Source organism: Sphingobium sp. SA916, assembly GCF_002894065.1.
Taxonomy (GTDB): domain Bacteria; phylum Pseudomonadota; class Alphaproteobacteria; order Sphingomonadales; family Sphingomonadaceae; genus Sphingobium; species Sphingobium fuliginis.
On record NZ_LXYF01000022.1, the window covers coordinates 79,942 to 101,730 of the forward strand.

Here is a 21,789-nt window from a genome sequence, read left to right on the forward strand (position 1 = left end):
AGCGGAGGCGGAACGCGTTGGCAAATGGGGGATGTCCCGCTAAGCCTTGATCCATGCAGAAAATCCGATCGGGCACGCTTGCCGCCCTTTTCCTCGGCAGCATATCCACCCCCGTCCTTCCTCTTGCCGCGGCGCCGGCCGGGCTGGAGGCGATTCGCGCGTCGGCCCTGACGGACGAGGTCGCGATGGACTTCACCGAAGGCCTGACCACCGAGGTCGGACCCCGCCCCGCCGGCACCCCACAGGAAGCACGGGCCCGCGATTGGGCCGTGGCGAAGCTCAAGGGCCTTGGCTTCTCCAACGTCCGGGCCGAACCCTACACCATGCCCGTATGGCTGCGCGGCCATGACGAGGCCCGCGTGATCGCCCCCTTCCCGCAGACCCTGGTTCTCGCCGCCCTCGGCAACAGCGCCTCCACCCCGGACAAAGGGATCGAGGGAGAGGTCGTCTATTTCCCCACGCTGGCCGATCTGGAGGCCGCGCCCGAAGGCAGCCTGAAGGGCAGGATCGCCTTTGTCAGCCATGCCATGCATGCGACGCAGGACGGCAGTTCCTATGGCTATTTCGGCGCGACCCGCCGCCAGGGTCCCAGCATCGCCTCTAAAAAGGGCGCCATCGCCATCCTGATCCGCTCGATCGGCACCGACAATCATCGCCAGCCCCATACAGGCGTCCAGATGTGGGCGGATGGCGTGAAACCCATTCCCGCCGCCGCGCTCAGCGTGCCCGATGCCGAACAGCTTGCCCGGATTGTCTCCCGCGGGCAGCCGGTGCGGCTTCACCTCACGCTCAGTTCGAAGATGCTGAAGGACCAGCCCTCGGGCAATGTCCTGGCCGAAATCCCCGGCAGCGATCCCAAGGCGGGCGTGGTCGTCGCCGCATGCCATCTCGATAGCTGGGATCAGGGCACGGGGGCGATAGACGATGGCGCAGGCTGCGGCATCGTGGCCGCTGCGGCGCTTCAGGCGGCCAAGGCCGGGCCGCTCCGCCGCACCATCCGCGTGCTGATGGCCGGTGCGGAGGAAGTGGGCGGCAATGGCGGCCGCGCCTATTACGACGCCCATGGCAAGGAAGCACATGCCATGGCGATGGAATCGGACTTCGGGGCAGATCGCGTCTGGCGGGTGGATTTCAAGCTGCCGCAGGGCCATGATGCGCTTGCCCGCCGGGTCGTGGCCGGGCTGGCGCCGCTCGGCATCGGGGCCAGCCGATTGCCCGCGGGCGGAGGTTCCGACATCGAACCGCTGGTGAAGGCCGGCGTTCCGGTGATCGATCTCCAGCAGGACGGCACCCGGTATTTCGACATCCACCACACGCCGGACGACACGCTGGACAAGATCGATTCCGCGCAGCTTCGCCAGAATGTCGCCGCCTGGGCAGTTGCACTTTTCGAAATCGCAAATGCGCCGGAATCGCTAGGCGTTAACTGAACTTTTATTGTAGACAACACCCTGTCGCGTGATTCTGTCGCTTCACCGACGCAGAAAAGCATTGATTTGTGCAGCGCACACGTTAATGCGGGTCGCTCGCGTAAGTCACGATTTTGGTGTGACGACGCGGCAAAATGCTATGGGAGCCGTACACAATGAAGAAGATCGCTGTTGTTTTCGCTTCGGCCGGCCTGATGGCCCTCGCCGCTTGCGGTGAGAAGCCGGCCAACGAGACCGCGAACGCTTCGAACGCTGTTGTTGAGAACGTTGTCGAAAACGCCACCAACGCTGCCGACAACGCCGCGAACGCTGCCGACAACGCCGCCAACGCTGCGAACGTCGCCGGCAACGCCGCGAACGCCGAATAATCTTCGCTCCAGCGAGATTTTCGAAAGGGCGGATCGTCTTGGTACGATCCGCCCTTTTTCTATGCGGGCGGGATTGGGGCCAAAAGCGCGATTGACGTGCGGCCTGCTTCGCCGCTAAGGCCCGCGAGCGCCGGGGAGTAGCGCAGTCTGGTAGCGCGCCTGCTTTGGGAGCAGGATGTCGCAGGTTCGAATCCTGTCTCCCCGACCATTACCCTGGATACCGGGCTCTTCCGGCAGGCCGAGCGACGGCCTGTTCAGCGAAACAGCAGCCACAGGATAATGATGATGGGAATGGGCACGCCCAGCAACCACAGCAAAATGCCTTTGCCCATCCTGTCGATCCTCCATCGCCTGCTATTGCTTTCGCAGGCTCAACGAGCAGGGAAGCCAGGAGGTTCCGCCGATGCCGCGCCCTTGCCAAAGCGGCCCGGAGCAGCCCGGCAGCGGGCGGTGGCAACAGGCGTTGGCAACAGGTGAAGACCACCGCCGCCGGTCCCTTGATCCGGCAGCGATGGCCCGCCACGGCGGCCCTGGAGCCGCAGGCAAATGTCAGAGCGCGTAGTCGATCTGCGCCCAGAACTTCCTGGTGTCGGCATCGCCGGTGTAGCTGGCGATCCCCTTGCGATCATAATCCGCATATTTGACGAGCGCGCTCAGATGCTTGTTCAGCTTCAGCATCACCTGCGTATCATATTCGTCGCCATAATGGATCGACAGCCGGTCGCTGCTGAACCGGTGGTAGATGAAGGAAGCGACCAGCGGTCCGGCCTTGCCTACATTCGGCACGCTATAGGCGACGCCGGCATAATAATCCTGAATGCCGGTGCCGGGCGTGGTCAGGAACTTGTCGGCCCAGCCGTTGAACTTGTGCAGCGTGGCAAAGGGCGTCTGGAAGGCGAAACCGCCCGCGATGCCGGTCGCGCCCGCATCCGACCCCAGCAATTCATAGCCCGCCGTCAGCTTGAAGGCGGCAATGTCCAGCCCCAGTTCCGCCGTGACGAAATCCGCCGAATAATCGATGGGATTGGTCGCATGGTCGCTCTGCCGCGCATAGCTGGCGAGGTAGCTGAGCTTCACCTTCTTCGCCAGCGGCTGCGCACCGGTGAAGCGCACGCCATAGGTCTGGCTGCTGTTGCGCCTCAGCGCGGCCACCGCCTCATCCTCGTCCACCAGATAGGCGAAGCCGGTCAAAGTCCCGAGCTTGGTCTTGTAGGAGATGTTGGCGAAGACATCGTCGCCCTTGATGTCCGTTGGCCGGTTGGCCGAACCGAACTTGCCGCCGTCCATGCCCCAGATCGTCCGCGCCGCTATCGCGTAGCTGAGGTCGACCTTCAGGTTCTTGATCCCCATATATTCGATGCGCACGGCATCGAAGGTCTGCTCATTCTGCCGCCAGGCGACGGAGCCGACGAAACGCTGGTCGTCCAGGTTGATCCGCTGACGGCCCACGGTCACGATCAGCGGCTTTGTGCGGTACTGGATCTGCACCCGGTTGGCCTCGACCGTCTCCGGATCGGCCACGATGGGATAGAGCGTCTTTCCGTTGACGCCGCTATTATAGTCCTCATCGATCGCCAGCGTGCCTTCGGCTTCGGCCAGGAAGGCCCAGGGACCCTTCGAAACCTCCCCGCCCGCCCGCAGCCGCATCGTCACGGAATGGGCATCGCGGCTGGTGCTGAGCGGCGCCGGGCCCGCCTGATCGACCGTTTCGTACCGCAAGCGGGCCTCCACGATCGGCTTGAAAACGACATCCTGCGCCAGCGCCGGCGCCGCGATCGCGGACAGTCCCATTATTGGGGCCGACGCCGAAAACAGGAAAGAAACCTTCTTCATAAATCCCCCTTCATTTGCTCCCGATGGCCTTTCCGGGCCTGTTCAGGGCGTCCTCTCCAAACCGGATTTCAGGCGGCAAGCGTCGCCGGATTGCGGTAGCGCTCGTGCAGGAAGTGGATGACGGCGGAACGCGCTTCGGCATATTCGGCCGTGTCGACAGCCTCCAGCCGGTTCCGGGGACGGGCCAGCGCTACGGCAAGGTCCTCCCCGATCCGCGCCGCCGGACCGTTGGTCATCATGACGACCCGGTCAGCCAGCAGCACCGCTTCGTCGACATCATGGGTGATCATCAGCACGGTGTTGTTCAGCCGCGCCTGCAAATCCATGACCACGTCCTGAAGCGCCGCCCGTGTCAGCGCGTCCAGCGCGCCGAATGGTTCGTCCATCAGCAGGACGCGTGGGTTCATGGCGATGGCGCGGGCGATGCCGACGCGCTGCTTCATGCCGCCAGACAGTTCGCCCGGCCGCTTGCCCGCGGCAAGGGCCATCTGGACCAGTTCCAGATTGTGCATGACCCAGTCCCTGCGTTCGGCCCTGTCCCTGCCGCCCGCCGTCTTGTCGACGGCCAGACGCACATTCTCCTCGACCGTCAGCCAGGGCAGCAGGCTATGGTCCTGAAAGACGACCGCCCGGTCCGGCCCCGGCGCGTCGACCAGTTCGCCGTCGAGGAAGATCGCCCCCCGCGTCGGCTCGACCAGCCCGGCGACCGCATTGAGCAGCGTCGACTTGCCGCAGCCTGAATGGCCGATCAGCGCCACGAACTGGCCCTTTTCAACCTCCAGATCGATCCCGTCGAGCGCGCAGAAGCGCCCTGCCCTGGTCGGAAATTCGACGGTGACGCCCTCAAGCGCGAGATAGCTGCGCTGTTTCATGAAAATGCCCTCCCCTGTCAGCCTGCGCGGCCGATGATGCGGCCCGCAAAGGCGACGATGCGGTCCAGCGCGAAGCCCACCATGCCGATCCAGATCAGCGCGACGATGGTGTCGGTCAGCAGCGAACTGTTGTAGCTGTCCCAGATGAAGAAGCCGACGCCGGTGCCGCCCTGCACCATCTCGGCCGCGACGATGGCCAGCCAGCTCATGCCGACGCCGATGCGAAGACCGGTGAACATGTGCGGCACGGTGGCGGGCAGCATGATGCGCACGAAATATTCGATCGGATTGAGCGCCAGCACCTTGGCGACGTTGCGATAGGCGGCCGGAATGGTCTGCACCCCTGCCGCCGTGTTCAATATGATCGGCCAGATCGCGGTGATGAAGATCAGGAAGATGGCGGAGGGCTGCGCCTGCTGGAAGATGGCGAGGCTGATCGGCAGCCATGCCAGCGGCGGCACGGTGCGCAGCACCTGGAACAGCGGGTCGAGCGCGCGGAAGGCGAAGACGCTTTGCCCGATCAGGATGCCCAGCGCCACGCCGATCACCGCCGCGATGCTGTAGCCGATCAGCACGCGGCTGAGGCTGGTCAGCACATGGCCGGCAATGCCGACGTCGCCGCCGTCCTGGATGCTGAAATGGGTGAGGCCGATCTCCACGCCCTTGAACGGATGCATGATGACGTCATGGCTTTCCTGCCAGAGGGCGAGCGGACTGGGGAAAGTCGCGCTTGGCGATCCGCAGAGCAACTGCCAGAAGGCCAGCAGCCCCGCGATCATCACCATGGTCGGCAGCATGCTGGCCGCCACGGATCGCGCTGCGCGGATCAGCGGATGCTCGGGCGCTGCCACCGGCTCGAAACTGCGGCGGGCGATGGCTTCCTCGGGATAGGGCAGGATGACCCCCAATTCGGTGCTGGACCCGCCGGTCGAAGCCGACGGCCCACTCATCCTGCCGGGCGATGGCGATGCCATGCTGATCTCCTTCATCAGACGCGCTTGATCGCCAGGCTGGCGAGATAGGCCTTGGGGTTGGCGGGATCGAAGGTCTTGCCGTCGAAGAATTTCTCGACGCCGCGGCTGTCGCTGGCCGGGCCCTTGCCGCCCAGCATCGCGGCGGCCTTGCGCCAGATGTCGGACCGGTTGACCTTCGCGATCACGCCCTTGCTATCCAACGTCATGGGCAGCTTGCCCCAGCGCTGGTTCTCCGTGAGGAACCAGAGATCGTGGCTCTTGTAGGGGAAGGAGGCGTAACCCGCGAAAAACTTCATCCTGAAGGCCGCGTTCGGGAATTTCCGTCCGTCGCCCATGGTGAAATTGCCCTGCAGGCGGTCGGCAATGTCGGTGATCGGGCACTTCAGATAATCGCGCCCCGCAATCGTCCCGGCCAGTCGCGCGATATTGCCGGGATTGTCCGCCCAGCGCTGCGCCTCGATGATCGCGGCCGTGATCGCCAGCGCCGCCCTGGGATATTTCGCCACCCAGTCCGACCGCATGGCGAAGCTCTTTTCGGGGTGGTTCATCCACATCTGGCCGGTCGAAACGGCGGTGTAGCCCAGTTGCTGCGCGACGAGCTGGTCGTTCCATGGCTCGCCCACGCAGAAGGCGTCCATCGTGTCGGCCTTCATGTTCGCCACCATCTGCGGCGGCGGCACGGTGATCAGTTCGACATCCTTGTCCGGATCGATCCCGCCGGCCGCCAGCCAATAGCGCAGCCACATGTCATGCGTGCCGCCGGGGAAAGTCATCGCCATGGAGATCTTCTTGCCGGCCGCCTTGCGCTGGGCGATCACGCCTTTCATCTTTCCGGCGTTGAGGTCCGCCCTGGCCCCCAGATATTCCTTGGATACGGAGATCGCCTGGCCGTTGACATTAAGGCGGGCGAGGATGCTCATCGGCGTCGCCTTGCCGATCGCGCCCAGCGTCAGCAGATAGGGCATGGGCGTCAGGATATGCGCCCCGTCGATGCCGCCGCCCGCGCTTCCCAGCACCAGATTGTCGCGGGTCGCGCCCCAGCTCGCCTGCTTCGCCACCTGCACGTCGGGCATGCCATATTTGGCGAAGAAGCCCAGTTCCCTGGCGATGATCAGCGGCGCCGCATCGGTCAGCGCGATGAAGCCCAGCTTGGCGCCCGTGACTTCCGGCCCCGCACCCGCCGCGAACGCCCCCGATGGAAATGCCTGCTGCACCGCAGCGAGCAGCGCCGCCGTACCGCTCCTCTTCAGCAGCCCGCGCCGGCTGACGCCATGCTGATTATCCCCCTCTGCCATTCCCTGATGTCCTTTCCTTGTTGCCCGTGACCGCCGGAAGCAGCGCGCAACCAGCCATCGCCGGAAGCGATCCAGCGCACGAAAATCGATGCCGAAAGCCGCCCGGCAGCATCCATGCCGCCAGCGAAAACCCAATAAAAAAGCCGCCGGAACGAAGGTCATCGGACCTTGTCCAGGCGGCGTCATTGCCATGTCGGTCTTTTCATCAACCGAAGCTGAACCCTGACCGTCATCGGCAGGCTCAACCTATGTGCCGAAGCGCCCCTGCTTCGACGGGAGGGAAGCTGTCACCGATTCATCCGAGTCGCAAGCGAAATTTTTGCGTTGCACAAATTATAACCGCCCTGCGCTTTTCCAGATCGGGCGGCAGGCGTCATGAACCCTGCACGCTTGCGCAAGATATGTCTGGCCAAGCAGATCGACGGTGTGAAGAAATTGGTGGGCCCGGCAGGACTCGAACCCGCAACCTAGCCGTTATGAGCGGCCAGCTCTAACCATTGAGCTACAGGCCCCACCTTGTTGCCCGGATAGGCAGCATCAGGCCGCTTGGCAAGCCTGTCCTCGCGGCTGGACTGCGTTAAGGAACGCATCCAGCGTCGCGGGGCGAACATTTCGCCTGTCCAGATGATCAAGCACTGCGTCCCACCAGCCATAGAAGGCGGTCCTGTCCGCCTCGTCGCGAACATAGGGCGTATGCCCCGGCTCCAGCGTCGGGGAGTGGAAGCTGAAATTCAGCACCGGCACGCCCTCCCCCAACAGGGCGTCGATTGCGGCGATCGCCTCCTGCGCGTCGATCCCTTCGGGCGTCAGCGGTATGCGGCTCAACATCCCGGTACGCGCCAATGCGCCAGCCATCGGTCCCATGAGTTGCGCCGCGCGGTACAGACGCTCGCCACCCCCGCGCAGCAGACCGGCAAAGGCCGTGGACAGCGGCAGCTCCACCAGGCGCCGCCCGGGTCCGGCCCAATATGGATATTGCGGCAAGCCCCGGAAGTCCGGACCATGTTGCCCGCCATAATCGAAGCGGCTGCGGACCGAACTGTCCAGCCGGAAGCCCGCCTCCTCCAGCAGGCGGGCGCTATTGGGCCCGACACCGTAGCGGCCGGCCCGGTAAGCGATGGGGCGAGCGCCGAAACGTTCCGCAATCCGCTGGCATAGCGCTTCCAGCTTCGCCCGCTCCACCGCCTCCGGCAGAAAGCCGACATAGCTGTTGGCGGCCGTCACCTCCTCGACATGCGGCGGATTGACCCAGGGATGCAGATGCGCGCCGATGTCGGCCGCGCCATCGGCCAGCCAACGTCCCATCAGTTCCGCCGCTGCGTCGCTGTCGACCACGGGATAGTCGGTCACATAGACGGGTTTCACCCCGGCGGCCGAGAAATAGGCCTGGCCGCGCGCCATTCCGTCGAGCGCCGTCACGCCATGCCCCGTCCGGCGGAAGGGGGCGTTCCAGTCGAACTCCTCCTCCGTATCCACGAACAGCATGAAGCGCGTGCCGAAGTCCGGATCGAGCGTGACCCTGTCCTCCGCCGCCGGCGCGCGGAGCAGGTTGCCGTCATGGAAAAGCGTCGTCATCCCGCCACCGCTACCCGGATTTGGTTGCGATAGGGTTTCGCTCGGCGAAGTCAGGCGCTGCCGACGGCATCCTCCGTCTCCGCCATGGCCGGCACGGCGAGCAGGAAACGGCCCGGTTCGACGTCCAGCGCCCCGCCGCACCCCGTCGCCAGGCTGCGGATCAGGCGCAGGGAAAATCCAAGGCCCAGCAGCGGGCCGTCCGCCCAATTGCCGTCCGGCATATAGCCCGGATCGAGCAGCCGGTCCTCCTCCATCCCCGCCAGCGTCGACGGCCGATCGATGGCCAACACCACGCGGCCTTCCGCCCCGTCCGGCTGATACCAGCAGGCGCCGGTCAGCGCTTCCCCGGCCGGTGCAACGGATATGAGCGTACGCAGCAGATGCTGGATCATGCGCTCGCCCTGCACCGGATCGATCTGCACCATCGGCAGGCCGCGCGCCATGGCGATGTCGATCTGCGCGCTGTCCCCCTGCTCGCGGAAGCGCGCCGAAACCTGCGTCACCAGCAGCGCGGGGTCGACGGCGCGCGGCGCCTCGTTCCCGCCCTCGCCCCGCGACACGCGCGCCGCAAGGTCCAGATCGTCGAAGGCCGTCAGCAGATGCCGCGCATCCACGGCGATCTTGCCCGCCATGTCGCGATATTCGGGACCGGCCGGACCGAACAGTTCCTGTTCGATGATCTCTGCAAAACCCAATATCGCATTCAGCGGCGTGCGGAGTTCATGCACCAGTTGCCGGATCGAATCGGCGGACAGACCGGCGATGGACACGGGCTCGACGCGGGGTTCGGCGGCGACTTCGTGGAGATAAGGCCGCCGGGCCTGCCCGCGATAGCCCTGGAAGCGGCCGGAGCGCGGATCGAAAAAGGGTGTGGCCGACAGCCGCCACTCGCCCGCCATCGTGCCGCCGACGATCGTATAGCGGCCGTTCTGAAAACCGCTGCGCCGCATGAAGGCGCCCGCGACATGGCCATCCGGGCCGCTGCCGCCTTCCAGCGCCGTCTCGTTGAGCGCGAGACCGATCAGCGCCGCCCGCGGTCCCTGGTCGATCCAGACGATCGTTCCGGACGCATCCGTTTCGAAGGCGAAGGCGCGGGGCCCGGTGATGGCGGGGCGCTGCGGCGCTTCGTCCGCGTCGCCTGCGCGCCGGGCGCTGGTGAAGCGTGCGATCCGGTCAACCAGATTGCGGATCTGGCTGCGATCCTCCTCCGCCTCCTCGACCGGCCCGGCCTGCGGCTGGTCGGTTTTCGGATCGGCAGGAACGATCATCGCCTCGGTCAGCAGCATGTCTTCCTGCTCGACCGCGACATCGCTGGTCAGCACCAGGTCGGTCGCACCGAACGCCTCCAGCCCCTGCAGCGTCGCCGGGCCAAGGTCGCGCCGCGACCGCAGCACGCCACGCGCCGTCGGCGTCAGGCGCGGCAACATCTCGACCCAGGCCGCGTCGGAAAGGCGCGCACGGGACATGGCGGCGGCGACAATCGCCGGGCGGTCATTGGCGAAGAATTCGACCAGCGTGGGCGACCGCAACCGACCGCCCAATTCCACGACCGTCGCGATCCGCTGCGTTTCCGACAGTTTCGGCAGCAGTCCGGTCAACCGTTCCAGCAGCGCCGCCCGCTCCGCATCGGACATGATCGATCGGTCGTGCCGGTCGTTTTGCGCCAGCAGATCCACGCATTGCCGCCAAAGCGTGACGGCCCCGATGCCGCTGCGTCCTTCCGCGGCGAGAACCGTCTGCATGAGATCGTTGAAGCGCACCCGAATTCCCCAAATTCCAGCCCCGGCGCAGCGCTGAAAAACCTTCCGCCGGAGAGATCGTTACACAGGAATAATGCTTCGCGCCGCAAAGGGGAAGGGCCGCGGACGGGTTCTTATGCGAACGTCGCATAGTGGGACAATTGCATTGTCCTGAAATATTATTATGGTAACGCCTTATTAACTGGCAAGGAAATAAGCGGAATAATGGCCGGCCCCAATATTGACGACATCGACCTCCAGATCCTTGGCGAATTGCAGGGCGACGGCAGGATGACCAATGTGGAGCTGGCCCGCAAGGTGGGCCTGACGGCTCCCCCGTGCCTGCGCCGCGTCCGCGCGCTGGAGGAAAGCGGGGCCATTAGTTCCTACCATGCCGTGGTCAACCCATCGATGCTGGGCTACACCATCACGGTCTTCGCGATGGTCAGCCTGAAGAGTCAGGCCGAAGCCGACCTGAAGGCATTTGAGGACCACATCGCCACCCTGCCTGAGGTGCGCGAATGCTATATGCTGAACGGCGAAATCGACTTCATCCTGAAGGTGGTGGCGAAGGACCTGCAAAGCTTCCAGCAATTCCTGACGTCGAAACTGACGCCCGCCCCCAATGTGGTCAGCGTGAAGACCTCGCTCACCATAAGGACATCCAAGAACCTGCCGGGCGTGCCGCTTCCCGTTTGAAGGGTGACGGTCAGGGTTGGTTTCCTGCCATTCCCCCTCCCGCAGGCGGGAGGGGGTTAGGGGGTGGGCTAGCGCGACATCAGCGGGAATTTGCAACGGCTAAGTCAGAAGCTCGCTCCGCTCGCGCCCACCCCTAACCCCTCCCGTTTACGGGAGGGGAATGTCTTGGATTGGCCAATTCCGGCCACAAGCAGCCCGGCTTCTCCCTCAGCTCGCAGGCGTCACCGTCGGCATGGAGGCCGTCTTCCTGCTCTGCTGATCCACCCAGACGGACCAGAAGCCAGCGACATTCGCCCAGTTGCCCGTCGTCACCTGTCCCAGTGCGGCCTTTGCCCCGGCCAGATCGCCCGACCGCGCCAGCGCCACGCCAAGCCGTGCATTGGCCTTGCCTGCATCAACGCCTCCCTTGCTCAGGGCAAGGCGATATTGCTCGACCGCCTGCGGGAACTGGCCGAGCGAGAAATAGGTGTCGCCCACGGCCATGGCTGCCGACCCGTCCTTTGCCGCCGACGCCTTCTTCGCCGCAGCGGGCAGGCCCGCGATTTCCTTCGCAGCCTTGGGCGTGGCGCTCTTCAGCAATTGCGCCGTCGCCGCCTGTGTCGGCGTCAGCTTGCCGGCCGAGCGACCGGCCTCGATGATCGCCTTGGTCTCCGCGCTATAGCCCGTCTTGTCGGCCAGTTGCGCATAGGCTTGGTAGTCGCGCTCGCTCGCCATGGCGCCATTGGCCGCCTGCAGGCGATAGAGGTCGAGCTGCACCTGCGCATCCATGCCGGGCGCCGCCAGGTAATTGGCGAGAGCCGACCGCCATTCCCCTGCCGAATCATAATGGGCAAGGCGCTCCCGATACAACGCCCCCAACTCCGCCCAGTCCCCTGCCTGATAGGCCATGGAGATCGCCCGGTCGTACCAGGCGGCCGGTATCGGCTGCCCGGCCGTCCGCTGCCGCGCCAGCGCCTCCTGCACGAAGCCTCGCGCATCCTTGGGCTTGTTGCGCCGGATGGCGATGTCCGCGCGCAGCATGGTGGCGTCGATCGGATCGTAACCGAGCGTCCGGGCGTAATCGAGCTGCGCCGTCGCATCGTCGTAATTGCCGACGATGTAGGACAGATAGCCCGCAATATAGCGCAGGCGCGGCATATCGCCCTTGGGCACCGAGGAGGTCTTGAACATGTCGTTCAATGCCACCCGCTGCGCCTGCCGGTCGACCTTCAGCACCGCCAGCTGGAACCGCAGGCCAGCCGCCACATAGGCCTCGAAATCGCTGACCGGCATCAGGCCCGAAATCTGGGCCTGCGCGGTCGAGACATCCCCGACCTTGATCGCGCTGTCCGCCGCCTGCGTCGCGGCGCGGAAACTGTCCGACATCTGGATCGCGGGGCCGACGGCCGGCTTCTTCGCAACGGCGGGCGCGGCCGCCATCAGGGCGGCGCCGGCCAGCAGCCCGCAGGTCAGATTCGAATGTCTCATCATGGCCATGTCAGCCATCCCCCTTGTCGCCTGGCTCCGGCCAGACCGTCATCATGTTCGAAGATGGAAAAGGCGCACCGCCCGGACCGGGCAGCGCGCCTCCATCAGGCAAAGATCAGGCCTTGGTGGCCAGATAGGCCAGCCACAGATCGGCGATCTGCTTGCGCGAACCGGCCTGCACCGACTGGAAAGCCGCCTTGGCCGAAGCATTGTCGCCGCCCAGCGCCTTGGCGATGCCCATGCGGGTGTTGATCTCGTCCGCGTCGACGCCGCCCTTCTGCTTGGCGAGTTCGAACATCGCCGCCGCCTTGGCATAGTCGCCATAGCCCAGATAGGCGTCGGCCGTGGCCGCCGCGATCTTGCCATTGGCCGCCTTGCGCGCATCGGCCTCTGCCGTGCCCAGCGAGCCCTTGTCGCCCGCGATCTTCGACACGGCAGGCTGGTACAGGTCACCGCCCTGGCTGGCGTTCAGCACGCCCTTGCCGCGGCCCGCGTCGATCGCGGACTTCACTTCGCCATAGATGCCGGTCTTCGACGCCATTTCGGCATATTCCAGATAATCCTGCGCCACGACCAGGCCGCCGGAGGTCGCCATCAGGCGCAGCACGTCCAGATTCTCGCGGTTTGAGATATTGGGATTGGCCTGCTGGAACAGTCGGATCAGCGTGCGCAGATTTTCGCCGCTGGGCGCAGCCTGATAGGCCATCTTGGCCCATTCGGTGACTTCAGGCAGCTTCGCCGTCGCCGCGCGGCTGACGCCGATCTGGTACCATTGCGCCGGCACCTGGCCGCCCGAGGCCCTGGTGGCGTCCGCCGCGGCCTTGAGCGCGGCCAGACCCTGCTGGTTCAGGCCACGCTGCGGCTCGACCGAAGCGTTGGCGGTGCCGGCCTTGCCGAAATAGGCCTGCGCCAGCGTCACGTTCACCGCTTCGGGCTTGTAACCGGCCTGCGCCGCGGCCTGGGCGCGGGTGATGGCAAGATCGTAATTCTTCGCCTGCAGCGCCTGGTCGGCGGCGACGGCGTTGAACTGGCCGGCCTGTTCCGGCGGGGTGAGGCCGCTGTCCAGCATCTGGGTCAGCGCTTCGCTCTGCATCGCCGCATCCTTGCCGGCGATGGAGGTGTTCAGCTTGATGGCGCCGATCTGATATTTGTCGTCGTTCGACTTGGCCTTGCTGTCGGCGTCGGCCAGCGCGGCCTTTGCCGCTGCGAAATCCTGCTTCTCGGCGGCTTGCTGCGCGGTCTGCAGCGCCTTGACCACGTCGGGCGAGACGTTCAGCTTGGGCGCGCCGCCCTTCTTCTCTTCCTTCTTGGCCGCGAATGCCGGAACCGAAACGGCGCCGCCAGCCAGCGCGAGAGTCAGCGCGAGCGCCACGGGGGTAACAAAACGCATGTTCATCTTCTCCTCTGCGCCCGGGGGACAGGCGGCCTTTGTTTACGCCGATTAGGGGTCGGCGCGTGAATAACGTTTGAACGACCTATATGCACCAGTTAACCGCCTGTCAGCCCCAAGGAACGGATCGCGCGAAACAATCTGGCGCGCCGATCGCGCGGCTCATGGTCCATACCGCTCATTCCCGTCGCGTGCGCGCGTGGGCGCGAGGGGTGACAATATTGTTTCGCTCCGCTAGTGCAGCAGCAACGAACCATATCCATCCAAAAAGAGAATCGCATTGACCGACGAGACTGCCCTCGCCGACCCTTCGGACATCAGCCCCATCTCCATCGTGGAGGAGATGAAGGCGAGCTATCTCGACTATGCCATGTCGGTGATCGTCGCCCGCGCCCTGCCGGACGTGCGCGACGGCCTGAAGCCGGTGCATCGCCGCATTCTCTTTTCCGCCCATGAATCGGGCTTCACCTACAACAAGCCCTATCGCAAGTCGGCCCGCATCGTCGGCGACGTGATCGGTAAATATCACCCCCATGGCGACACGGCGATCTACGACGCGTTGGCGCGCATGACCCAGGACTGGTCGATGCGCGTGCCGCTGATCGACGGGCAGGGCAATTTCGGCTCCATGGACCCCGACCCGCCGGCGGCCATGCGCTACACCGAAGCGCGGCTCGCCAAGGTGACGAACGCCCTGCTGGACGATCTCGACAAGGACACCGTCGATTTCCAGCCGAACTACGACGCTTCGGAAAGCGAGCCGCAGGTCCTGCCCGCGCGCTTCCCCAACCTGCTGGTCAACGGCGCGGGCGGCATCGCGGTCGGCATGGCGACCAACATCCCGCCGCATAACCTTGGCGAAGTGATCCGCGCCTGCCTGGCCTATATCGACAACACCGGCATCACCGTGGACGAACTGATCCAGATCGTCCCCGGCCCCGACTTCCCGACCGCGCCGCTCATCCTCGGCCAATCCGGCGCCCGCAGCGCCTATCATACGGGCCGCGGCTCGATCATGATGCGCGCCCGGCACGAAATCGAGGAAGGACGCGGCGACCGCCGTTCCATCGTCCTCACCGCAATTCCCTATCAGGTCGGCAAGAACGGCCTGGTCGAAAAGATCGCCGAAGCGGCCAAGGACAAGCGGATCGAGGGGATCAGCGACATTCGCGACGAATCGAGCCGCGAAGGCGTGCGGATCGTCATGGACCTGAAGCGCGACGCCACGCCCGAAGTCGTGCTGAACCAGCTGTGGCGCAACACCCCCGCCCAGTCGAGCTTCCCGGCCAACATGCTCGCCATTCGCGGCGGCCGCCCGGAACTGCTCAACATCCGCGACATCATAGAGGCGTTCGTCCGCTTCCGCGAAGAGGTCATCACCCGCCGCACCAAATATGAGCTCAACAAGGCCCGCGACCGCGCGCATATCTTGCTGGGCCTCGTCATCGCGGTCACGAACCTCGACGAAGTCGTCCGCATCATCCGGGGCTCGGCCAGCCCTGCCGAAGCGCGCGAAACCCTGCTCGCCCGCGACTGGCCGGTGGCGGAGATCGCGCCCTATCTGCGTCTGGTGGAAGCGATCGAAACGGAAGTCAGCGGCGACAGCTATCGCCTGTCGGACACGCAGGTCCGCGCGATCCTCGACCTGCGCCTGCATCGCCTGACCGCGCTCGGGCGGGATGAGATCGGCAATGAACTGGCGGAACTCGCCGCCGCCATTGCCGAATATCTCGCCATCCTCGGCGACCGCGTGAAGCTTTACGCCGTGATGCGCGAGGAGTTCGAGGCGATCGAGCGCGACTTCGCCACCCCGCGCCTGTCGGAGATCACCGCCGCCGCCGACGGCATAGACGACGAAGACCTGATCGAGCGGGAGGAGATGGTCGTCACCGTCACCGTACAGGGCTATATCAAGCGCACCCCGCTGGAGAGCTTCCGCGCCCAGGCGCGCGGCGGCAAGGGCCGTTCCGGCATGGCGACGAAGGATGAGGACGCGATCACCGAATTGTTCGTGACCTCCACCCATACGCCGGTCCTGTTCTTCTCGACGGCGGGCAAGGTCTATCGCCTCAAGGTCTGGCGCCTGCCCGAAGGCGGACCGGCGACGCGCGGGCGGCCGATGGTGAACCTGCTGCCGCTCGGCCCCGGCGAGACGATCCAGACCGTGCTGCCGCTGCCCGAGGATGAGGAGAGCTGGAAGGATCTGCACGTCATGTTCGCCACCGCGAACGGTACGGTGCGCCGCAACAGCATGGACGCCTTCGCCAACATCCCGTCGAATGGCAAGATCGCGATGCGCTTCGACGATGAAAGCAGCGACCGCCTGATCGGCGTGGCGCTGCTCACCGAAGAGGATGACGTGCTGCTCGCCACTCGCCAGGGCAAGGCGATCCGTTTCCAGGCGACGGACGTGCGCGAATTCCAGAGCCGCACCTCCACCGGCGTGCGCGGCATGACGCTGAAGAAGGACGATGAGGTCATCTCGCTCTCCATCCTTCATCGCGCCGGCATCAAGGATCAGGAAGAACGCGACGACTATCTCCGCTTCGCCCCCTGGAAGGCGGAGAAGGAAGGCTCGCCGCAGATGAGCGCGGAACGCTTTGCCGAACTGGCGGCCAAGGAACAGTTCATCCTCACCGTCTGCGCGAACGGCTATGGCAAGCTGTCCTCGGCCTATGACTATCGCCGCACCGGACGCGGTGGGCAGGGCATCACCAATATCGACAATATCGGCCGCAACGGTCCTGTTGTCGCCAGCTTCCCGGCGCGGCACGGCGACCATCTGATGCTCGTCACCGACCAGGCCAAGCTGATCCGCATGGGCCTTGAATCCCTCCGCGTCATCGGCCGCAGCTCGGCGGGCGTGCGCCTCTTCAACGTGTCCGACGACGAGCATGTCGTCAGCGCGGCGAAGATCGAGGAAAGCGACGAGGAGACGGAGGTGAGCACCCCCGCCGGCCTGGAAGTCAGCCCGGACGTCAGCCCCGAAGCCGATCCGGACCTGGCCGAAGAGTGACAGACCTCTTCGCCTACAAGATCCTGACCGGGGATCAGTATGACCAGTTGAAGGCGGACGGCGTGTTCAAGGGCGCGCCGGTCGATCTTGCGGATGGCTATATCCACATGTCGACCCGCGAACAGGCTGCCGAAACCGCCGCCAGGCATTTTGCGGGGCAGGACCATCTGGTGATGCTGATGGTCGACCTGGCGCCTTTCGGGGACGCGCTGAAATGGGAAGAGTCGCGCGGCGGCGCCCTCTTCCCGCACCTCTATGGCGACCTGCCGCTCAGCGCCGTTGCAGGCAAGGTGGTCCTGCGCCTGGACGAGCAGGGCAGGCATCTCTTTCCGGCGGGTTTCTGATCACCGGCCTCTGGCGCGGCGCGCCCGCGCGGCAGGCGGCGGCGCCGTCATGACCCCCTGCGCCCTGACAGCCATGGCGGGATGATGCAATAGTCCGTCGATCCTGCGCACCCATGCCGGTGGCGGGACCGGCCGGCGCAGTCCCAGCAGGCCCAGCCGAACGATTGGCGAGCTTCTTTCGATCAGCAGATAGAACAGGACCGGGACCGCCAGCGCCGCCACGATGCGCACGGAGGCGGGCCACCATGGCTGCGTCTCGATCAGCACCATCCTGTGCATGAAGAGGATCACGAGGGACGCCCGTCCCAGCAGGGCGAATTTGCGGCCGATGCCAAGCGGCGTCAGCGGCCCCGATGCCAGCCACCGGCTCAGCCACACGATCATGTGCGACCATCCGATCGCCCCTGCGACGCTGGTCAGGGCCGAGCCATAATGGCCGAACTTCATGTCCATCGGCAGGATGAAGGGCGTCAGCAACAGCGTCACGATGGCGATCAGCAGGTGCACCGGGCCTTCGAGCACCGGCTCGCCTCCCAGCAGGAAGGTCGATGCCCAAAGGCTGCCGATGCCGAGGAAGAATATCGCCATGGGCAGCACCGCCATATTCCACGCCAGCGAATAGCCGCCCAGCGGATAGGCGATGACCAGCATCAGCAGGAGCAGCGGGATCAACCGCACCCCGCACCCCTCCCCCATGCGCCGGGCCATGGCGTTGAAGGCGACCTGCGCCCCGAAAAGGACGGTGATGAACCAGGCCGTTCCGAACCAGCCGGTAAGCTGCCGCCCGCCGAACAGCATGCGCCGGGCCAGCAGCAGGTCGGAATGGAAGATCGCGGACCAGCTTTTTCCATCCAGCATCATGCCGGCGTCCTGCATGCCCGTCAGCAATGTGAGGAAGCAGCCATAAGGCAGCAACAGGGAAAAGACGCGCTTGTAGATCAACTGCGCGGACGGTTCGGAATGATAGGCTATGCCCGACAGGATGAAGAACAGCGGCATGTGGAACAGGTAGATCCAGTCATGCAGCCGCCCCGTGACCGCATGGCCCACCACGACAGTGACGATGCCAATTCCCTTGGCACAGTCCAGCCACTCCCAACGTTGTGTCGCGCATTGCATCGATGACGCCTTTCGCTCGCTCATCGTGCGCCCGATTTTTCTTTGCTGGATAGGCGTTTCCGGCGTCGAAAGCCATTAAGGGCGATCGCCTAGGATATGTGGGGATTGAGTTCAGGGTGGAGCGAAAATGGTGGATTTCGAGAACCGGCGCGGAGCGTACTCAAGGTACGTGAGCACTGGAAACGCAGAAAGCCGCCATTTGCAGCCCGCCATGAGCTGAATCCCCACACAGCCTAGGACAATTCGCAAGCGACGGAATAGCCACTGGCCCGGAAAGAGCGGAGAAATACGGGAACAGAGCGGCTGTCCCTGGATGAATGGACGGCTCAATCCAGCCGCTTGATCAGTGCGTCGACACCGGCGTTCACGCCGCCGTAAAGATCGCCCTTTCGGAAATGGGGGATCATCTTTTTGTCGATGACGCCCTGGCAATAGGCGTCCGTCAACACGCTTTCCAGCCCAAAGCCCACGGCTATGCGGACCAACTGCTCGTTCGGGGCGACCAGCAGGACCACGCCATCGTCATGGGCCTTGCGCCCGATGCCCCACTGGTTCGCCAGATCGGTGGTGAACGATCCGATCTCCGCCCCGTCAAGGGACGCCACGGTGGCGACAACCATCTGGTGCCTGGTCGATCGCTCCAGTTTTTCCAGCTTCCGGGACAGCGCTTCCTTCTGCCCGTCACTGAAAATACCGGCTGCATCGGTCACCCACCCGGCCAGCGCCACGGCCGGTTTGACAGGCCGGGCTATTTCCTGAGGCGCCGTTTGCGCTTTCAGGCCGGGGATCGCCAGCGCAGCGGCGCTGAGCAGCAGAAGGCGGACCGGCATGCTCCTCATCCCACCTTCTCCATCCGCGCGACCTTTCCGTTCCTCATCCAATAATCATAGCCACCCCATCTGATCCGGTTGGAGCAGGCCGCCGCCAACTGAATTCCCCAATGCGCCCAGCACACGGCAAATGGCGCCAGCACGTCCCACCGGAGCGACCGCCGCGCCGTCCGCGCCTCGCCGGGTTCCAGCACGCCCGCGACGATCCGCCGCCGCGCCAGCGCCCGGCCGAGAGCCGCTGCATAACCCACCGCCACGGCGCTCCAGCCGCCCCATCCCACCGCCCAGACCCAGCCCAGCGCCTGCACGCCCGCTACGGCGCAGGCGATCCCCCACATGCCCGGACTGTTGGTCAGGACATGGCGATACTGCCGCACGGCGAAAGCCAGCGCCCCTTGCCGCGCCAGCGGACTGGCGACCAGCAGATCGCGCACCGGCCGCAACCGCAGCTTCGCCCGCCATCCGGCCAGCCCGATCGCCATGTCGTCGGACAGCCGCCCCGCCAGCGCGGCATCCAGTTCCAGCCGCTCCGCCGTCTCCCGCGTCAGCGCCATGGCCCCGCCCCAGGGCATGGTCGCGCTCGCGGCTCTGGGCAGAGTCGCCAGTTGCATTTCAACCGCGCCCACCAGCGCAGCCGCCACGCCCGCTTCGGGCAACAACAGCCGGTATCCCGTCACGATTTCGGCCTTTCCCCGCACCAGGGGAAAGAGCAGCCGGCCCACCAGCCGCGGCGGCGGCATGATGTCCGCATCCACGAAAACCAGATAGCGATCGGCCTCCCGCAGGGAGCGCAGGGCCGCGCGCAGCTTGTGAACCTTCTGCCCCTCGTCCCCGGCGATGCCGGCACGAACGAGCTGCACCCAATCCCCCTCGCGCACAGCCATCGCCTCCGCCGCCGCGCATGCGCCGGAGGTGGCGACCACCAGCCGGAACCGGGCCGTCTGCGCCTTCAGCCGCGCGATGAGACCGGGGCTCCCATCCCAATCGTCCCGCACCGACAGCAGCACGACGACGCCCTCCGGCCCCTCCTCCTGCCGGTCCGTCGGCAGATGCCGCCAATAGTTGAGCACGCCGATCACGCTCAGCCCCTGCATGATCACCCAAAGCCCCAAGGCCCAACTCATCGCAAATCCAAGCCCTTTACCGCCCCGACCGCTGCTGTATGACGGCAGGCGCGATGCTCTCCAACCCCTTTCTCTTCACCCTCCTCCGTATCCTTCCGGCATCCCTCGCCTCCTGGCTGGGAGGCTGGCTGTCGGCCAATGTCGCGCGCAGGTCCATGAAATTGCGGGATGAACGAGCCCGCAGGAACCTTGCCGTCCTGCGCCCCGAACTGGACCAGGCAACCCAGGAGAGGATGCTCACCCGCCGCTGGTTCAATCTGGGCCGCACCATGGCCGAACTCGCCAATGTCGACCGGCTGGTGAACGACCGGCACGTGACCATCGCGGACGAGGCAGCCTATCGGGAAGCGCTGGCTTCGCCACGGCCGATGATTTTCCTGACGACCCATATCGGCAATTGGGACCTGCTCGCCGCCCATCTGAAGGCGTCGACCGACCGCCCCGGCCTGGGCGTCTACGATCCGCCGGACAATGCGGCGCAGGCCGCGATGCTGAAGCGGGCGCGGGAAAGCTATATGGGGGAAGCGATCACGGGCAGCAGCGGCGCGGCCCGCGCCATCCTGCGGCACCTTTCGGAAAAGGAGCGCCCGATGCTCTATATCCTCGTGGACGAACGACGCGACCGGCAGGTCTGGTTTCCCCGTTTCGGCCGCGACCTCGAACCGTCGGGCAATCTTTCCATCGCCCTGCGCCTCGCCCGGCGCAGCAATGCCCGCTTCCTGCCCTTCACCCTCGCCCGGACGAAGGGCGCGCACTTCCATCTCGACTGGCACCCGCCGCTCGACCCCAAGGCCATGGAGGAAGCGGAACTGCTCGACGCCATCGACGCCTATCTGGGCAAGGCATGCATCGACCATGCGGACCAATGGCTGGCGTTGCACGATATGGACCTGACGGCTGCTTCCCCCGCCCTTGTGGCTTCCCGGAGCGAACAGGTGGCGGGATGAAAGCGGTTCTCACGCCCTGCCGCACCCGCTAAAGCGCCCCCATGTCCCGACTCGCCATCAAGATCTGCGGCCTTTCGACGCCTGACACGGTCGGCGCCGCCATGCGCGCGGGCGCCACGCATCTGGGATTCGTCCATTTCCCCAAAAGCCCCCGTCATGTAGAAGCGGACCGGTTGCGCGCCCTGGCAGCGCCCGTCCCATCCCATGTCGGGCGCGTCGCCGTGCTGGTCGATCCAACCGACGAGACACTGGCCGATCTCAGCGCCACGGGCGCCCTCACCGCCCTTCAGCTACATGGGAAGGAAAATCCCGAACGCGTGGCGGCCATTCGTCAGCGCTTCGGCATTCCCGTCTGGAAAGCCATTCCGGTGAAGACTCGCGCCGACATCGACGCCGCGAGCGCCTATGCGGGCGCTGCCGATTTCATCCTGTTCGACGCCAAGACGCCCGAAGGCGCGGCTCTCCCCGGCGGAATGGGCCTGCGCTTCGACTGGACGCTGCTGCGCGGCGCTTCCCTGTCGTTGCCCTGGGGTCTTTCCGGAGGCCTAGGCATCGACAATGTGGCCGAAGCCGTCCGCATCACAGGCGCGCCGCTGGTCGATGTTTCGTCCGGCGTCGAAAGCGCGCCCGGCATCAAGAGTGTGGACAAGATCATGGCCTTCTGCAATGCGGCGTCGGCATGTTGACGCAGAGCATCCTTTTAGAACGCATCGGCCTTCGATGGCGTTGATCACTTGCCCAGGTGATCCAACCCCATGACTGAAGAG

Annotated in this window: 18 protein-coding genes and 2 tRNA genes; 8 read left to right on the forward strand and 12 right to left on the reverse strand. The window is 65.4% G+C overall.

Annotated elements, in window-relative coordinates; genetic code table 11:
- Positions 1-53: 53 nt before the first annotated feature.
- The 3 genes from A8G00_RS04290 to A8G00_RS04300 all read left to right on the forward strand — a co-directional run bounded on the left by A8G00_RS04290 (position 54) and on the right by A8G00_RS04300 (position 2,006).
- Complete coding sequence (locus A8G00_RS04290) at positions 54-1,430, forward strand: M28 family peptidase (protein WP_103000139.1); 1,377 nt, start codon at positions 54-56, stop codon at positions 1,428-1,430.
- A 155-nt stretch (positions 1,431-1,585) separates the two neighbouring features.
- Positions 1,586-1,798, forward strand: a complete 213-nt coding sequence (locus tag A8G00_RS04295) for a hypothetical protein (protein WP_007689093.1) — start codon at positions 1,586-1,588, stop codon at positions 1,796-1,798.
- A gap of 131 nt (positions 1,799-1,929) precedes the next feature.
- Positions 1,930-2,006 (forward strand) — tRNA-Pro (locus A8G00_RS04300).
- A gap of 341 nt (positions 2,007-2,347) precedes the next feature.
- Here A8G00_RS04300 and A8G00_RS04305 read toward each other — a convergent pair.
- From A8G00_RS04305 to A8G00_RS04335, 7 genes are all read right to left on the reverse strand, one after another.
- Positions 2,348-3,631 carry an alginate export family protein gene (locus A8G00_RS04305; RefSeq protein WP_103000140.1) on the reverse strand — a complete coding sequence of 428 codons (1,284 nt, stop codon included), beginning with the start codon at positions 3,629-3,631 and terminating at the stop codon, positions 2,348-2,350.
- Between the two features lie 68 nt (positions 3,632-3,699).
- Positions 3,700-4,503, reverse strand: a complete 804-nt coding sequence (locus A8G00_RS04310) for an ABC transporter ATP-binding protein (protein ID WP_103000141.1) — start codon at positions 4,501-4,503, stop codon at positions 3,700-3,702.
- A 17-nt stretch (positions 4,504-4,520) separates the two neighbouring features.
- Complete coding sequence (ntrB, locus tag A8G00_RS04315; protein WP_253257918.1) at positions 4,521-5,477, reverse strand: nitrate ABC transporter permease; 957 nt, start codon at positions 5,475-5,477, stop codon at positions 4,521-4,523.
- A gap of 14 nt (positions 5,478-5,491) precedes the next feature.
- Complete coding sequence (locus A8G00_RS04320; RefSeq protein WP_099185786.1) at positions 5,492-6,772, reverse strand: CmpA/NrtA family ABC transporter substrate-binding protein; 1,281 nt, start codon at positions 6,770-6,772, stop codon at positions 5,492-5,494.
- 436 nt (positions 6,773-7,208) lie between these two features.
- Positions 7,209-7,284 (reverse strand) — tRNA-Ile (locus tag A8G00_RS04325).
- Between the two features lie 25 nt (positions 7,285-7,309).
- Positions 7,310-8,347 (reverse strand): polysaccharide deacetylase family protein, encoded by a 1,038-nt coding sequence (locus tag A8G00_RS04330; RefSeq protein ID WP_103000143.1) that lies wholly within the window; start codon positions 8,345-8,347, stop codon positions 7,310-7,312.
- A 50-nt stretch (positions 8,348-8,397) separates the two neighbouring features.
- Entirely contained in the window at positions 8,398-10,089 is a 1,692-nt protein-coding gene (locus tag A8G00_RS04335) for a HAMP domain-containing sensor histidine kinase (RefSeq protein WP_103000157.1), read from the reverse strand.
- A 222-nt stretch (positions 10,090-10,311) separates the two neighbouring features.
- Between A8G00_RS04335 and A8G00_RS04340 the strand changes: the two genes are divergently transcribed.
- Positions 10,312-10,785 carry an Lrp/AsnC family transcriptional regulator gene (locus tag A8G00_RS04340; RefSeq protein WP_025551551.1) on the forward strand — a complete coding sequence of 158 codons (474 nt, stop codon included), beginning with the start codon at positions 10,312-10,314 and terminating at the stop codon, positions 10,783-10,785.
- Between the two features lie 207 nt (positions 10,786-10,992).
- Here A8G00_RS04340 and A8G00_RS04345 read toward each other — a convergent pair whose 3' ends face one another.
- Together A8G00_RS04345 and A8G00_RS04350 are read right to left on the reverse strand one after the other, a co-directional pair.
- The gene (locus tag A8G00_RS04345; protein WP_103000158.1) at positions 10,993-12,261 is read right to left on the reverse strand and encodes a hypothetical protein; all 1,269 of its coding nucleotides are present in this window, start codon (positions 12,259-12,261) and stop codon (positions 10,993-10,995) included.
- Between the two features lie 106 nt (positions 12,262-12,367).
- Positions 12,368-13,648 (reverse strand): hypothetical protein, encoded by a 1,281-nt coding sequence (locus tag A8G00_RS04350; protein ID WP_025552082.1) that lies wholly within the window; start codon positions 13,646-13,648, stop codon positions 12,368-12,370.
- A gap of 274 nt (positions 13,649-13,922) precedes the next feature.
- On the opposite strand from A8G00_RS04350, the gene gyrA reads away from it, so the two are divergent.
- Both gyrA and A8G00_RS04360 read left to right on the forward strand, forming a co-directional pair.
- Positions 13,923-16,658: a DNA gyrase subunit A gene (gene gyrA, locus A8G00_RS04355; protein ID WP_025552080.1), complete on the forward strand. Its 2,736-nt coding sequence runs from the start codon at positions 13,923-13,925 to the stop codon at positions 16,656-16,658.
- The gene (locus A8G00_RS04360) at positions 16,655-17,002 is read left to right on the forward strand and encodes a DUF952 domain-containing protein (protein WP_025552078.1); all 348 of its coding nucleotides are present in this window, start codon (positions 16,655-16,657) and stop codon (positions 17,000-17,002) included. Before gyrA ends, A8G00_RS04360 begins: the two co-directional genes overlap by 4 nt.
- On the opposite strand, the gene A8G00_RS04365 is transcribed toward A8G00_RS04360, so the two are convergent.
- The 3 genes from A8G00_RS04365 to A8G00_RS04375 all read right to left on the reverse strand — a co-directional run bounded on the left by A8G00_RS04365 (position 17,003) and on the right by A8G00_RS04375 (position 20,075).
- Entirely contained in the window at positions 17,003-18,145 is a 1,143-nt protein-coding gene (locus tag A8G00_RS04365; protein WP_103000144.1) for an acyltransferase family protein, read from the reverse strand. It abuts the gene before it with no gap.
- Between the two features lie 302 nt (positions 18,146-18,447).
- On the reverse strand, positions 18,448-18,951 hold the full coding sequence (locus tag A8G00_RS04370) for a YgcG family protein (protein ID WP_172451772.1): 504 nt from the start codon (positions 18,949-18,951) through the stop codon (positions 18,448-18,450).
- Positions 18,952-18,956: 5 nt separating this feature from the next.
- A complete protein-coding gene (locus A8G00_RS04375; protein WP_103000146.1) occupies positions 18,957-20,075 on the reverse strand; it encodes a glycosyltransferase in 1,119 nt (372 codons plus the stop codon).
- Between the two features lie 53 nt (positions 20,076-20,128).
- Here A8G00_RS04375 and A8G00_RS04380 point away from each other — a divergent pair, with 53 nt between their 5' ends.
- Positions 20,129-21,022 carry a lysophospholipid acyltransferase family protein gene (locus tag A8G00_RS04380; RefSeq protein ID WP_103000159.1) on the forward strand — a complete coding sequence of 298 codons (894 nt, stop codon included), beginning with the start codon at positions 20,129-20,131 and terminating at the stop codon, positions 21,020-21,022.
- 41 nt (positions 21,023-21,063) lie between these two features.
- The gene (locus tag A8G00_RS04385; RefSeq protein ID WP_103000147.1) at positions 21,064-21,708 is read left to right on the forward strand and encodes a phosphoribosylanthranilate isomerase; all 645 of its coding nucleotides are present in this window, start codon (positions 21,064-21,066) and stop codon (positions 21,706-21,708) included.
- Positions 21,709-21,789: the final 81 nt, after the last annotated feature.

Excerpts from the sequence above, each read along its gene's own strand:
- A8G00_RS04310 (WP_103000141.1), bottom strand. The coding sequence starts at position 4,503 with ATGAAACAGCGCAGCTATCTCGCGCTTGAGGGCGTCACCGTCGAATTT.
- A8G00_RS04295 (WP_007689093.1), top strand. The coding sequence starts at position 1,586 with ATGAAGAAGATCGCTGTTGTTTTCGCTTCGGCCGGCCTGATGGCCCTC.
- A8G00_RS04320 (WP_099185786.1), bottom strand. The coding sequence starts at position 6,772 with ATGGCAGAGGGGGATAATCAGCATGGCGTCAGCCGGCGCGGGCTGCTG.
- A8G00_RS04345 (WP_103000158.1), bottom strand. The coding sequence starts at position 12,261 with ATGGCCATGATGAGACATTCGAATCTGACCTGCGGGCTGCTGGCCGGC.
- A8G00_RS04365 (WP_103000144.1), bottom strand. The coding sequence starts at position 18,145 with ATGAGCGAGCGAAAGGCGTCATCGATGCAATGCGCGACACAACGTTGG.
- A8G00_RS04335 (WP_103000157.1), bottom strand. The coding sequence starts at position 10,089 with ATGCAGACGGTTCTCGCCGCGGAAGGACGCAGCGGCATCGGGGCCGTC.
- A8G00_RS04305 (WP_103000140.1), bottom strand. The coding sequence starts at position 3,631 with ATGAAGAAGGTTTCTTTCCTGTTTTCGGCGTCGGCCCCAATAATGGGA.
- A8G00_RS04350 (WP_025552082.1), bottom strand. The coding sequence starts at position 13,648 with ATGAACATGCGTTTTGTTACCCCCGTGGCGCTCGCGCTGACTCTCGCG.
- ntrB (WP_253257918.1), bottom strand. The coding sequence starts at position 5,477 with ATGGCATCGCCATCGCCCGGCAGGATGAGTGGGCCGTCGGCTTCGACC.
- A8G00_RS04340 (WP_025551551.1), top strand. The coding sequence starts at position 10,312 with ATGGCCGGCCCCAATATTGACGACATCGACCTCCAGATCCTTGGCGAA.
- A8G00_RS04385 (WP_103000147.1), top strand. The coding sequence starts at position 21,064 with ATGTCCCGACTCGCCATCAAGATCTGCGGCCTTTCGACGCCTGACACG.
- A8G00_RS04290 (WP_103000139.1), top strand. The coding sequence starts at position 54 with ATGCAGAAAATCCGATCGGGCACGCTTGCCGCCCTTTTCCTCGGCAGC.
- A8G00_RS04370 (WP_172451772.1), bottom strand. The coding sequence starts at position 18,951 with ATGCCGGTCCGCCTTCTGCTGCTCAGCGCCGCTGCGCTGGCGATCCCC.
- A8G00_RS04380 (WP_103000159.1), top strand. The coding sequence starts at position 20,129 with ATGCTCTCCAACCCCTTTCTCTTCACCCTCCTCCGTATCCTTCCGGCA.
- A8G00_RS04375 (WP_103000146.1), bottom strand. The coding sequence starts at position 20,075 with ATGAGTTGGGCCTTGGGGCTTTGGGTGATCATGCAGGGGCTGAGCGTG.
- A8G00_RS04330 (WP_103000143.1), bottom strand. The coding sequence starts at position 8,347 with ATGACGACGCTTTTCCATGACGGCAACCTGCTCCGCGCGCCGGCGGCG.